This is a genomic window from Clostridium sp. JS66, assembly GCF_033561535.1.
GTDB classification, from domain to species: Bacteria; Bacillota; Clostridia; order Clostridiales; family Clostridiaceae; genus Clostridium_AM; species Clostridium_AM carboxidivorans.
Genome location: NZ_CP131467.1, coordinates 926,541 through 938,978 on the forward strand (window position 1 = coordinate 926,541; position 12,438 = coordinate 938,978).

Consider the following 12,438-nt stretch of genomic DNA (forward strand, 5'->3'; position numbering starts at 1 on the left):
CACAATTCAGTCATAAATGGATTCCCAATATGTTTTTTAAGCATTCTTGTGGTAATAATATAAAATAAATCTGGTTTATAAGATTAGCTTTTTTTATACTGCAAATTTTGCTTTTCTTAAACCAAGAAAGTAATGCTTAACAACATTTCAAAATCAACAATAAAGGAGATTAACAAAACATGAAATTTTTAGCCTATAATTCTCAAACACCTATTGAAGATGAACTAATAGAATTTTTAAAAAAATAAAGGTATTCAAGCAGCCATGGATGTATCACTTTTATTGCCTTTAAGAAAAATAATTGCTGTAAAAGAAAACAAAAAATTTCTTATTGACCTAAAAAATATATTATATTTTTATTCTTATAGTAATGAAATAAAAGTCATTACTATTAATAATTGTGTCTACACTGTACAACACTCACTTCAATTCTTTGAAAAAAAACTTACCTTTAGAAATTTCTTCAGATGCCATAAAGGATATATAGTAAATCTCGAAAAAGTCATAGAAATTATTCCCTCTTATAATTACACCTTTAATTTAAAATTAGAAAATCATAAAAACACAGTACCAGTAGGAAGGAAATATATAAAAAAGTTTAAAGAAATAGTTTGTTGGTAATTTGCACCTACATTATACCGTTTAGCACTAATATTTAACTTTCACTGCCTAAAAGACATATTGCAAATAAATCTTCACATAATATTGTTGTAGCTTACACGTGTAGATACAATTTAAATCAATGAAGAATTAATTTATAGATAAGGAGAACTTAGATTATGAACAAAGATTTGGAGTTAATTTTAAATCAAGATATTTTAAATGAGCCTGATAACACCTTTAGTGATTCTGACGGATTAATCTCATTTGTAAATCTGGCAAATGAGCACATATCTAAAATTGCGGAATATAAGCAAGGAAGAGAATTATGTGACAAAATATGCAATTTTTATTCTTCACTACGCATTAAAACATATGCACTCCTAAAAAAACATCCAGAAAAGGTTTTACCTGGTGATACCCCTCCTACTTCCCAATGGAGTAAAGCCGTCACACATTATATGGAGAACATTCTATCTAATGCTGGTGGATTAGCTGGTTTCAAAATGAAAACTGAAGATTATAGTAGTAAACAAGTGGTGGCTGAATTCAGTACAGAAGTTTTTAAAATGATTTTTGATGCAGTTGCCTTTCCAGAAGCCTTAGTAGAAGATGTTACCAAATTTATAAAAGGTGTGGCTCAGACACTAAGAGCATCCTGGGAAACAAAAGAAAAAAATTTTGAAGTAGCTTTAATGAGCCAATGTCATGAAGGCATTAATATGAGAAAAGATTTAATCTATTTTCCTAAAGTAAAATACTACTATATTTCCGTTAGTGCAACTCAATCCGAATTTACAACTAACTGCTCAAAAACACAATACGTAACTTTTAATTTTGAATTTGAATCCCGTATCACTGCATTAAAAGCATCGGTATTGGACACTTCAACTGAAGATTATAAAAACTTTAAAGCAGCCTTAGATAGTGCACAAGGAAAATTATATACAGATTGTCTTAATAAAATAGAAGAACTTCTTAATGTAGAATCAGAACCTCCTACAGAAGAGTTTTTGTTAAATGCTGCTATTAATTTAAATGATTATCCACGCATAGTGAACTACCAACACCTATAGAGAATAGAAGAATTTCGCATAGGAAAGTTAAAATCCTAAATTCAAATGTTAGAGGTGAAAATAAATGAATCTTACTATTGAATTGCAAAATTCTAGTGTTACAAATCAAAATTGGCAGCTTAGTAATGGCAAACATTTTAACTTGGAAAGCAATTGGTCATCAATTGAATCCTTCACAACAAATACTGATTACACTTTTAATATAAATATTTATGTGAATACACCTAGTGGTTTTATTTATGCTAAAGCAACATTAAATTATCATTTTAATACAAATAAATGGAGTTTGAATACAGAAACACCAAAGCACTGGCTGTTAATTGAGCGCCCAAACACCGACCCAATATTACATTGTTTTCTTGGCGGTGCACTTCCTGACTTTACAAAATAGAGGTGAATTTGCTCAATTATAGATTGAGCTAAAGAATATTTATATCAAATGTACAAAATTGGTCATATTTAAAAATTACTACAGAGCATGTTCAAGTGTCCCTGTAGTATATTTTATCTTTTAGAAACAAATCAATCATAAAGAATACTGCTTTTTGCTTTTACAAATATTTCCTATATATTTTCACACTGGTTCCTGAAAATTTAACACCATCCGGGGGTCGTTGTGAAGCCTTGGCTGAACTTGATAAAGTTCTCATTTAAGTGACGATAATATTTTTGTATTTGAGGGAAATTATGAAGAATAAAAATTAACTTTATAAGTGATTTTACTATTTATACTTTTTCAAATAACTAAAAAATACATATTCCATTATTGCATTTGCAGCTACTCTGGATTTAAATTTTATGTTATTTATTTCATATTCACTTGAAAATACAAAAATACATTTATCTGCTAGATTAGCAAGTGTATTATATCCTACACCAGTAACGGATATAATTTTACATCCTCTAGTTTTTGCAATATTTACAGCTTTGATTACTTGAGAAGTCTCACCTGACATGGATACGGCCATTATTAAAGTGTCTTTATTAAGATCACTTGCAGTAGAATACATTATACTAGAATCGGTAAAGTATCTGCAGTTTTTTTCTACAAGATGAAGCTTTCTGGAAATATCAATACATACATCTTTGGAAGAACCTTCTCCATAAAAATCTATTTTTTTAGCTTCATGTATCATATCTATTACAGCATCAATTAAATCTTCATTAATTAAATCTTTAGTTTTAGCTATATCATCAAATAAAAATACATTACTTGCAGCCTTTCCATCAGTACCTTCTTTAAGTAAGGAATTCTTTAAATTTGCTTTTAGCTCAGAATAGCCTGAATAGCCTAATTTGTTGCAAAGCCTTACTATAGTAGCTGTAGAAGTAAAGGCAGCTTTAGATAAATCGTTAATTTTCATAGTTGAGACTTCTTCAGCGTTTTCCAATATGTATTTAAGTATATGATTTTCATTTTTATTTAGTAGTTCTCTATTTTTTTCAATTACATCGAATATTGTCATTAGTTACCTCCAGGTTATTTTAAACTTAGAATACTGCATATTAAGTTTAATTATATCATATGTATGAAAATATTTTCAAAAATGTACATTGTTCTTTACAGGTCAATATTTTCTATATCTTTGTAAAATATTTAATTATCGGTAAAATGGCATTATAATAATAATATCATAGAAGGTACCTCATGAAATAATGTTTGACAAGGTGATGTTTTCAATGGAAAAATTTAATGTAACAATTGTTGGCGGAGGAAGTACTTGGACACCAGGATTACTTGCAAGTTTATGCAAACTAAAGGATAGATTTCCTATAAATAGACTTGTTATGTTTGATATAGACAAAGAACGTCAAGAAGTAATTGCGAACTACGCTAAAGTACTATTTGGTGAAAGATATCCTGAATTAGATTTCAGTTATACTACAAAAGTTGAAGAGGCATACTTAGATGTTGATTTTGTAATTATGCAAATGAGAACTGGTGGTTTCAAAATGAGAGAAAAGGATGAAAAGATTCCTTTGAGCTTGGGTGTAATAGGACAAGAAACCTGCGGTGCTGGCGGCTTTGCTTATGGTCTTAGATCTATAGGTGATATGATTAAAACTATAAAGGATATTAGAAATTACTCCAATAATGCATGGATATTAAATTATACAAATCCTGCTGCCATAGTTGCAGAAGCTTTAAGAAGAGAATTTCCAGATGACAAAAGGATTTTAAACATTTGTGATCAGCCTGTAAACCTACTGCGTTCTTATGGAAGGGTACTTGGCAGGGATTCCAAAAGCTTTGAACCTGTATATTTTGGATTAAATCACTTTGGGTGGTTCACTCATTTATATGATGAGAACGGAGAAGATTTAGTTCCAGAATTAAGAAAGATAATAAAGGAAAGGGGATTTATTCCAGTAGATGCTGAGCAAAGAGATAAATCCTGGTTAGATACTTATGCAATGGTACAGGATATGGTAAATGATTTTCCTGAATATCTTCCAAATACGTATCTGCAGTATTATTACTACCCTGATTACAAGGTCAAACATCTTAATCCTGAGTATACTAGGGCAAATGAGGTAATTGACGGAAGAGAAAAAAGAGTTTTTGCAGAGTGCAGAAGGGTTGCTGAGGCAGGTACTGCAGAAGGTTCTGTAATGGTTCACAATGATGCTCATAGTGAATTTATGATAGAAGTAGCGGAAGCTATTGCTTATAATTTGAAAAAAATATATATAGTAATTGTAAAAAATAATGGAATAATATCAAATATTGATGATGATGTAATGGTTGAGGTTGCAGCAGTAATGACTTCAAATGGTCCAAGACCTCTTTCAGTAGGTAAAATTTCTACCTTCTATAAAGGCTTAATGGAATCTCAATCAGCCTATGAAAAGTTGACTGTGGATGCTTATTTTGAAGGGTCTTATCAGAAGGCACTACAGGCATTAACTTTAAACAGAACTATTATATCTGCAAAGAAAGCAAGGGAAGTATTAGACAAATTAATTGAGGCAAATAAAGAGTATTGGCCGGAGTTTAAATAATATAGTTGTAAATGAAATGGTATATGGAATATTGGTGCTATATTAAGAGACCAGTATTCCAGCATACAATAAACGTAATACTATAGGAGGAATTTTTAATGAAAAGTGGAAGCTATTTTGCAAAGTTTCAACAATTAGGTAAGGTATTAATGACACCTATACTTATACTCCCAATTGCTGGTATATTAATGGGATTGGGTTCTGCATTTCTAAGTACATCCATAGTGAAAACGATGCCTTTTTTAGGACTACCATTTTTTTCTAGCCTATTTAATCTATTAAAATCTGCAGGGTCAGCTGTTTTTAACAATTTACCTGTAATTTTTGCTATATCTATAACTATAGGTTACGCAAAAAAGGAAAAAGGTATTGCAGCATTATCAGCATTTTTAGGTTACATGGTTATGAATGCAACTATGAGTAGTTTACTTATAAATGTAGGAAGAATAAATCCTAATAAGCTGGCAACAGGCCAGGCAAGTATACTTGGAATTCCAACTTTGGATACAGGAGTTTTCGGCGGAATTATGGTAGGATTTTTAGTTGTTTATCTTCATAACAAGTATTACAATATATCTTTACCCCCTATTTTATCCATATTCAGTGGTACAAAATTCGTTCCAGTAGTTAGTATCATAGGAGCACTACTTTTAGGACTAGTATTATCTGTAATTTGGCCTTTTATTCAAAATATATTAAATGCATTAAGTCTATTAATTAAAAATTCTGGTGCTCTTGGATCTATGATATACGGTCTCGCTGAGCGTGCACTGCTTCCTTTTGGTCTTCATCATTTTGTATATCTACCATTCTTCTTTACAAGTCTTGGTGGAAGCATGGAGATAGGTGGAAAGTTAACTCAAGGAGCTGTTAATATTTATCAAGCTCAATTAGCTACACCAGGAGCGTTATTTAATATTGATGTAACAAGGTTTGCTATGAATGGTAAAGTTATAGAGGCTATGTTTGGTTTACCAGGTGCAGCTCTTGCAATGTATCAATGTGCAAAACCTGAAAAGAAAAAAGTTATAGGTGGATTTTTTATAGCAGCCATAATTCCAGCCATATTTGCAGGAATTACAGAACCGATTGAGTTTTCCTTTTTATTTGCAGCACCAGTCTTATATGGAGTACATGCTGTATTTGCTGGAATGGCTTACCTTGCAACTTATTTATTAAAAGTTAATATACCTGGAAGTGCAGCATTTGGAGGTCCTTTTCTAAGCTTTATCTTTAATGGTATAATGCAGGCAGACAAGGGTTCAAATTGGATGTTTGTTCCTTTGCTAGGTATAGTATTTTTCTTCTTGTACTACTTCAGTTTCAAATTTATAATTAAAAAATGGGATTTAAAAACTCCTGGAAGAGAATTAGAGGAAGAAGATTCTACAGAAAATGTAAAAATATCTACTTCTGAAACAATAATTTTAGATATAGTTAATGCTCTTGGTGGAAAAGATAACATTACTGGCATTGATGCTTGTTTTTCAAGGCTTAGAGTTTCAGTTAAAGATATGTCTATAGTTAAAGATGTAGATGTTTGGAAGAAGCTAGGTTCTAATGGCATTGTTAAGGTTAAGGATGGCATTCAAATCGTGTATGGAGCAAAAGCAGATGTTTATAAAACACAGATAAGAGATTTTCTTGGGATGGAGTAGGTGATTATATATGTTTAGTAAATTATTTAAAAAAAATAATGATAATTTAGTTTGTTGCCCTGTAAATGGTAAGGTTGTAGATATAACTGAAGTAAATGATCCAGTATTTTCTGATAAAATGATGGGTGAAGGAGTTGCAATAATTCCAGAAGATGGTATCATTTGTTCTCCAGTGGATGGATGTATAAGTCAAATTTTCAGCACAAAACATGCAGTATTAATAAAAAGCAAAGAAGACTTGGACATAATAATTCATATTGGACTTGAAACTGTAAAATTGAATGGTGAGGGTTTTAATGTACTTGTCAATGAAGGAGATAAGGTAACTATAGGCAAAAAACTTATAGAAGTAGATTTAGAGTTCCTTAAAAATAAAGGAATTAGCCCGATAACTCCAGTTATTATAGCTAACCATGAAAATAAAAATATTGTAAAATGTTTAGGGGATAAACGTAATGGAGAAGCCATAATGAAAATCAAATAAACCCTATTTGATTGTTAATATACTTAGAAGGTTGTTGCAAAGCCTTGGCTGAGCTTGTTCCTCTCCATGGTCTTTCACGCCCATATTCAAATTTTACACATGATCTGATGAGAATATTGGGCTAGGAAAAAGTTGATAAGGTAATATTGGTGGGTATGTCTATGGGGGGGTATCCCAGTCAGGAGTTCGCGTTTCGTTATGCTGAAAAAGTAGAAGGCTTTATAGCAATTTTAATTATTGATGGAAGAATAAAAAGAATTCAAGAATTCTATTGAATTCTTTTTTTGTGTATACCATTTGCTTAATAGAATATTATTTTTGTTATCATATGATGTAATTTGTACCTTATTAGAAAAAAATTTTAAGGTTTGATAGGCTATTTTTGATGATGGATTATACATTATTTTAATAGAATATATATTGCCATCTAGATTGTCTTGAAAACTTATTTCTTTTAAATTTAGTGAGTTTAAAAAATTTAAAACAGAATCTTTATTACTATTATTTATAGATTTTTGTTCACCTAATTTATACATATATATGGATTTTATATTTTTCTTTGAAAACTTTTTATTATCTGTAGATATGCAGTATATTGAAAAACAGCATACTATAATCAATAAGCAACTTAAAATATAAATTTTTTTCATCAATATTTTCCTCCTGCATTATAGTTATTAATGTATTTTATTTATTGTTGAAGTTTGATGTTAATATATATTAGGTCGCAGTAGATGCATTAGTTTCTAAACAAACCTCTTATAGAATTACCACACCGAACTCTTTAAATATATTTGATTCTGTAATTAGTCAAAGCAAGACTTAAACCTAAGTTGGTCATAAATTTTCTCTATTACTCTAAGTCTAATTAATATGCTTTTTATATAATGATACCACATAAATACGAATATACATAATTGTGGTATTAAGTTAAAAATTGATAATAAAGTTGATATTTATGTACCTGAATTAATTTTATAACATATTTGTAAATTTAAGGTTGAATATATATATGCATACATATATAATATAAGCTAAAGCATATGGTTTATTTTATAATAAATGTATTATTTTACAAACATAAAAATGTCAATTTTTTAATGAATTGATTGTTAGGACTATTTTGTGATTAATATAACTATTCATCTTTTTTCAAACATGTTGAATAGCTGCACATATTAATGTATTTTAAAAGGAGGTACAATATTATGAAAAAAAGGTTTAAGTCTTTAATTTTTATTCTTATTTTAGTACTAATTATGAGTACTCAATTTTTAGGACAACCAGTTAAAGCAGATGAGCTTATATCTAAAACAAATACAACTGAATTTATTCAATCATCAAAAATACCTGAAAATATTATTAATTTTGCAAAAGATAAATTTGAAACACTTTCTCAAGGTGTAAAAGACAATCCTTATCTGTATGAATTAAATTCAGATGAAGCAAATAATTTATGTTTAGGACAAGGCTTTAATATTTTTAATCTTGAAGATAATAAAACATCAAATATTTATTATTTTCCAGTTTTATCTGATAAAAAGATTAAGGAGATATTAACTGTTTCATTGAATGATGATGGAACTTATTCTGCAACATTAGGAAAAGATTTTGCGCAAAAACTTGAAAATGTATCTATGAAAAGCACTACGGAAAATCCATTATTACTTTTATCATATAAAGAGCTTATTGTAGCTAAAAATAAAAATGGAATAACTAAATTAAACAATTTATCAATTAATAAAAATAGTTCATTTAATGAAGATACCTTAAATAGAATAATAAATAGTAAAGAAATAGCCAAGACATCAACAAATATTGTTAATGTAAAGAAGGTACTACCAACAACACATAAAAAAGTTTCCCATTCATCAAATCTTTTAGGAGCATCAAACACTAATAGTGGTAGATATCTGTCAGTGCCTATAACTACACAGAGAACATCAGATGGAGTACAACATGGTATGTGTTGGGCAGCTTCTGTTTCATGTATTGTTAACTATAAATTAAATAAAAACATAACTGCTGCTAATGTATGTGATTTAATGAATGTTGGCTATGATGATGGAGCAAATGGAATTGTTGCTAGAAATGCACTTGGTATTTATGGAATATCTGCATTTGCAGTAGACAACCCTCTTAGTTTTGATCAAGTAGTAAATTACATTAACAATAATAAACCTGTATACATGAGATCAACTTCTAATATAGGAAATCATGCTACAGTAATAAATGGATGGATAAAATACTCTGATGGTAACTCATTAATTCTAATGGATCCTGCATATGAATGTTATAAACAAGCATATTCTTCAGGCAATACATTTTCTTTTGGTTTTGGTAATACTATAATGACTTGGTATGCATCAGTATTTTTACTTTAAATTTCAAATATAGGATATTGTCAATTGATTTAGAATTCAATCGTAACACTTTTAATATAATAGAATAATCCCAAATTTCTTATATTGTTTACTAAATAAGGCCACATCAGGATATCAATTCTATAATGTGGTCTATTTTCATACATATAGCTAGTATGCTTATAAATTACCTTTATGTGGTATTTTCTTTCAAGTATGTGACATAAATGTTTGTATTACCCAAATAAGTCGAAATAAGTTTTTACACACAGTGGTATAGATAAAATGCAGGATAACCTTATAGGAAAAGCAGACAATATTTCTTTGCAGCCAGAGAATTCTATGTCTAAGTAAGTACATAACAGTCATTTAGTTATAAAGTTTTTGAGACAGTTAGGGTTAATTTTTAAATAAATTTTTTAGGTAACAATCTAACTTATATAGTTCTTCCTTTAATTTTGTATCATCAAAATCTTTTACTTTTATAATTCCTATTCCAAATTTTCTCTCTTTCTTTTTGCGTGGGATATGGATGCCTTTCATATATATCAACTCCTTTCTGTTTGTAATTTTAGTTTATACTATCAAGGAATGAATCTTCAAAAAGGTCCAGATACTCGTACCTAAATCATGTATTTTGTGGTATAGTAAAAATAAAAATTATTATACATGGGGTGTTACATGGAGAAATATGGTTGTACAATTCGTAAGATCCGTAAAAATAAAGGATTTAGTCAAAAAGAGATATATACCGGTATTCTAAGTAAATCATTTGCAATTGATTTTGAAAAAGGATTGTATGATATAAAATTTTCTCTGATGATAAAAATTTTAAGACGTTTAATGATTTCGGTAGATGAGTTAATATTAATTCATAATGATTTTCATAACCCGGATATTGATGATTCTTTATTTGAATTAGATATGGAAAAGTTTAGAGAAGATGCTGCATATTCCAAGAAAATAGAAATTAAGATGCAAGAGAAAGCGTATAAAAACAAAGACTCTGCCAGTATGATAAGGTATATGGAAATTCTTGCGCTAAAGGCATTTTATAAAGAATCTGATTATGACAAATCTCATGATTATCAGATTGCAAAAAGAAATATACAGAAGTACTTATTTGATATAGAAAGTTGGAATCTTTCTGAACTCAGACTATTTTCTGACATGAGTTTTTTATATGAAGATGGAGAAGGAAAAACAGAGTTATTTCAATGTGCATGGAATTCAATTGAGAAATATAAGTATTATCCAGATTTTGCAGTATATATTTGCCATTTATTAACAAATAACTTATTTCATCTCATTTACACGGAGCAATATTCGTTTGCTAAAAAAGCCATTGATAGACTATATGAATTAACAAAGGATGTAACTATGCTTACCTGGAAAGTTATTTTATTCTACTTAGAGGGTCTTTATTATTATGCAAATGGAGAAGTTGAAAAAGGGTTAAATGAAATAGAAATAGCAAAGAAGATATATTGCGTAACCGGTAATAACTTCATGGTAGAGAAAATAAATTTAGGACTTGAAATGATGCGAAATCAAAAGAAATAATAGGAGTAACAATAAAAATTGAACTTCAAAATTCCTCCGAGGTTTAATTTTTAAAAGTGACATGATTGGGCAAGGGTAAAACAAATTGTTAACAATTTATTAATATCCACCTGGGGGAGTTGCGAAGCCTTGGCTGATCTTGCTAATAAATATTATATTATGCTCAAAACAGTAGAGATTGTGTTTCTTATACAATGAATCAAAAAAACCACCCAAAAGGCAGAGAAATTCTTACTTTTATAAGTTAAATATGAATATGCCAATAACAAACCCATTATAAATCCATAAAAAACATATATATAACTATAGCTATGTGGAATTCCAAATAATACTGCTGAAATTATTATAATTAAAATACTTTTTCCTTTTAAAATGTTAATAGAACTTAAAAATTCAATAATTGCATATTGAAAAATAAACGTTTCTACTATAGGTGATAATATTTTTTGCTTGGCGTATACCAAGATTAAGTACACTAAGTATTTGTCTGTGATTATTGTGTACTTCTATAGTTTCATTTAACTGTGCTTCAAATAAACTAAACAATTCTAATCTTTGTTCTGACTGTTGTTTAAACTTAAGGATATGTCTTTGCATTTCTTCCGCATTTTTATTAGTGGATAAAAACATCTTTAAAAGAAATTCACTTCTAGCAGTGTCTTTTTCATTTTCTGCTTCCATCCAATCTTTTAACTCTTTTTCTCCTTTGGGAGATATCTTATATCTATTTTTTTCACGCTTTATTTTTTCTGTTACTTTAATGTTAGAATAATCAATTAATCCTTCTTCTATCATCTTGCTAAGTTCTGGATATATCACTGCTCCATTTTTAGTATGTCAATTATATTAATTAAAAAAATAAGGAAGAAGAACTAAAATGGTTCTTCTTTTTTAGAAAGTTTAAGTATTTTATTTCTTAAAATATATTTATTTGGTATGATATGTGTAAAATATCATAAAGGTAATGTATAGCATAACAACAGAGTTTAAAGGGGATGAATATTTTGCTTAATAAAAAACAGAGATTATTGTTTGAAGCACTAAAGGATATAAAAGATACAAATGTTGATATATTTTGATCTTACTTACATCCAAAATCAAATTTAGTATTAACAATATTTAAGAAAGAATATAGATACTTGGAAAGTAAGTTAAACACAGAAGAAGATAGAATGGTATTTAGAACGATACAGAATGAAATCATTGAAGAGAAATGAGACACCCAAGAGAGATTTGACTGCATGGAAAATAATTGATATGGTTTATTTAAAGTTAATTTAATGAAAATAAGAGGTTAACAAAATGGAATCTGCATTTTATCGTTACTACTATGTTTCAACAGATTGCTTATCAAATAAATGGGACACATATGAAATTGAACAGTTCATATTATCTTATGGTGGTTTTGAGGAGGAAGGTTATGGTGGCTTTAGACATAAGTCATTTTTTTGTACCATACAGCTTATGAATGTTAAGAACTATGATTCTTGGAGTAGTAATGATTATAATAAAATAGAGATGAATTTTATAAATATAGTGACTTCCAAAGAATTGTCAACTTGGATTAAAGAGTTTTTTCAAGACTTTGAAACTTTTCTTGGTTGGCATATATGTGAAGAGATAGATGATATCCTGTAAAAAAGTATGCATCAAATAAGCATAGAGAACGGAATTTTGTATAGGAGTATAAT

The 12,438-nt window shown here is 28.9% G+C and carries 14 protein-coding genes; 9 read left to right on the forward strand and 5 right to left on the reverse strand.

Annotated elements, in window-relative coordinates:
• The first annotated feature begins 264 nt into the window (after positions 1-264).
• The 3 genes from Q6H37_RS29495 (at position 265) to Q6H37_RS04220 (ending at position 2,067) form a co-directional block, all read left to right on the forward strand.
• Positions 265-621, forward strand: a complete 357-nt coding sequence (locus Q6H37_RS29495; RefSeq protein WP_412523903.1) for a LytTR family DNA-binding domain-containing protein — start codon at positions 265-267, stop codon at positions 619-621.
• A 158-nt stretch (positions 622-779) separates the two neighbouring features.
• Positions 780-1,676 (forward strand): hypothetical protein, encoded by an 897-nt coding sequence (locus Q6H37_RS04215; protein WP_318739358.1) that lies wholly within the window; start codon positions 780-782, stop codon positions 1,674-1,676.
• A 64-nt stretch (positions 1,677-1,740) separates the two neighbouring features.
• On the forward strand, positions 1,741-2,067 hold the full coding sequence (locus Q6H37_RS04220) for a hypothetical protein (RefSeq protein WP_318739360.1): 327 nt from the start codon (positions 1,741-1,743) through the stop codon (positions 2,065-2,067).
• Between the two features lie 331 nt (positions 2,068-2,398).
• Here the strand turns inward: Q6H37_RS04220 and Q6H37_RS04225 are convergent, their stop codons facing one another.
• Positions 2,399-3,142, reverse strand: coding sequence for a MurR/RpiR family transcriptional regulator (locus Q6H37_RS04225; protein WP_318739362.1), 744 nt, complete (start codon positions 3,140-3,142; stop codon positions 2,399-2,401).
• Positions 3,143-3,356: 214 nt separating this feature from the next.
• On the opposite strand from Q6H37_RS04225, the gene Q6H37_RS04230 reads away from it, so the two are divergent.
• The 3 genes from Q6H37_RS04230 to Q6H37_RS04240 all read left to right on the forward strand — a co-directional run bounded on the left by Q6H37_RS04230 (position 3,357) and on the right by Q6H37_RS04240 (position 6,821).
• Positions 3,357-4,679 carry a 6-phospho-alpha-glucosidase gene (locus tag Q6H37_RS04230; RefSeq protein ID WP_318739363.1) on the forward strand — a complete coding sequence of 441 codons (1,323 nt, stop codon included), beginning with the start codon at positions 3,357-3,359 and terminating at the stop codon, positions 4,677-4,679.
• A gap of 98 nt (positions 4,680-4,777) precedes the next feature.
• Positions 4,778-6,337: a PTS transporter subunit EIIC gene (locus Q6H37_RS04235; RefSeq protein ID WP_318739368.1), complete on the forward strand. Its 1,560-nt coding sequence runs from the start codon at positions 4,778-4,780 to the stop codon at positions 6,335-6,337.
• 10 nt (positions 6,338-6,347) lie between these two features.
• The gene (locus Q6H37_RS04240; RefSeq protein WP_318739371.1) at positions 6,348-6,821 is read left to right on the forward strand and encodes a PTS glucose transporter subunit IIA; all 474 of its coding nucleotides are present in this window, start codon (positions 6,348-6,350) and stop codon (positions 6,819-6,821) included.
• Positions 6,822-7,051: 230 nt separating this feature from the next.
• Here the strand turns inward: Q6H37_RS04240 and Q6H37_RS04245 are convergent, their stop codons facing one another.
• Positions 7,052-7,471 (reverse strand): hypothetical protein, encoded by a 420-nt coding sequence (locus Q6H37_RS04245; protein ID WP_318739373.1) that lies wholly within the window; start codon positions 7,469-7,471, stop codon positions 7,052-7,054.
• A gap of 558 nt (positions 7,472-8,029) precedes the next feature.
• Between Q6H37_RS04245 and Q6H37_RS04250 the strand changes: the two genes are divergently transcribed.
• Positions 8,030-9,205, forward strand: a complete 1,176-nt coding sequence (locus Q6H37_RS04250; RefSeq protein WP_318739375.1) for a papain-like cysteine protease family protein — start codon at positions 8,030-8,032, stop codon at positions 9,203-9,205.
• Positions 9,206-9,583: 378 nt separating this feature from the next.
• Here the strand turns inward: Q6H37_RS04250 and Q6H37_RS04255 are convergent, their stop codons facing one another.
• A complete protein-coding gene (locus Q6H37_RS04255; protein WP_318739377.1) occupies positions 9,584-9,727 on the reverse strand; it encodes a hypothetical protein in 144 nt (47 codons plus the stop codon).
• Positions 9,728-9,865: 138 nt separating this feature from the next.
• Here Q6H37_RS04255 and Q6H37_RS04260 point away from each other — a divergent pair, with 138 nt between their 5' ends.
• Complete coding sequence (locus tag Q6H37_RS04260) at positions 9,866-10,747, forward strand: hypothetical protein (RefSeq protein WP_318739379.1); 882 nt, start codon at positions 9,866-9,868, stop codon at positions 10,745-10,747.
• A gap of 152 nt (positions 10,748-10,899) precedes the next feature.
• Here Q6H37_RS04260 and Q6H37_RS29500 read toward each other — a convergent pair whose 3' ends face one another.
• Both Q6H37_RS29500 and Q6H37_RS04265 read right to left on the reverse strand, forming a co-directional pair.
• Complete coding sequence (locus tag Q6H37_RS29500; RefSeq protein WP_412523904.1) at positions 10,900-11,223, reverse strand: type II CAAX prenyl endopeptidase Rce1 family protein; 324 nt, start codon at positions 11,221-11,223, stop codon at positions 10,900-10,902.
• Complete coding sequence (locus Q6H37_RS04265) at positions 11,141-11,566, reverse strand: PadR family transcriptional regulator (protein WP_318739381.1); 426 nt, start codon at positions 11,564-11,566, stop codon at positions 11,141-11,143. The genes Q6H37_RS29500 and Q6H37_RS04265 overlap by 83 nt, the downstream gene beginning before the upstream one ends.
• 483 nt (positions 11,567-12,049) lie before the next feature.
• Between Q6H37_RS04265 and Q6H37_RS04270 the strand changes: the two genes are divergently transcribed.
• Positions 12,050-12,385: a hypothetical protein gene (locus tag Q6H37_RS04270; protein ID WP_318739383.1), complete on the forward strand. Its 336-nt coding sequence runs from the start codon at positions 12,050-12,052 to the stop codon at positions 12,383-12,385.
• The last annotated feature ends 53 nt before the right edge of the window (positions 12,386-12,438 follow it).

Coding starts and splice junctions, on each gene's coding strand:
- Q6H37_RS29495 (WP_412523903.1), top strand. CDS start 265: ATGGATGTATCACTTTTATTGCCTTTAAGAAAAATAATTGCTGTAAAA.
- Q6H37_RS04215 (WP_318739358.1), top strand. CDS start 780: ATGAACAAAGATTTGGAGTTAATTTTAAATCAAGATATTTTAAATGAG.
- Q6H37_RS04220 (WP_318739360.1), top strand. CDS start 1,741: ATGAATCTTACTATTGAATTGCAAAATTCTAGTGTTACAAATCAAAAT.
- Q6H37_RS04225 (WP_318739362.1), bottom strand. CDS start 3,142: ATGACAATATTCGATGTAATTGAAAAAAATAGAGAACTACTAAATAAA.
- Q6H37_RS04230 (WP_318739363.1), top strand. CDS start 3,357: ATGGAAAAATTTAATGTAACAATTGTTGGCGGAGGAAGTACTTGGACA.
- Q6H37_RS04235 (WP_318739368.1), top strand. CDS start 4,778: ATGAAAAGTGGAAGCTATTTTGCAAAGTTTCAACAATTAGGTAAGGTA.
- Q6H37_RS04240 (WP_318739371.1), top strand. CDS start 6,348: ATGTTTAGTAAATTATTTAAAAAAAATAATGATAATTTAGTTTGTTGC.
- Q6H37_RS04245 (WP_318739373.1), bottom strand. CDS start 7,471: ATGAAAAAAATTTATATTTTAAGTTGCTTATTGATTATAGTATGCTGT.
- Q6H37_RS04250 (WP_318739375.1), top strand. CDS start 8,030: ATGAAAAAAAGGTTTAAGTCTTTAATTTTTATTCTTATTTTAGTACTA.
- Q6H37_RS04255 (WP_318739377.1), bottom strand. CDS start 9,727: ATGAAAGGCATCCATATCCCACGCAAAAAGAAAGAGAGAAAATTTGGA.
- Q6H37_RS04260 (WP_318739379.1), top strand. CDS start 9,866: ATGGAGAAATATGGTTGTACAATTCGTAAGATCCGTAAAAATAAAGGA.
- Q6H37_RS04270 (WP_318739383.1), top strand. CDS start 12,050: ATGGAATCTGCATTTTATCGTTACTACTATGTTTCAACAGATTGCTTA.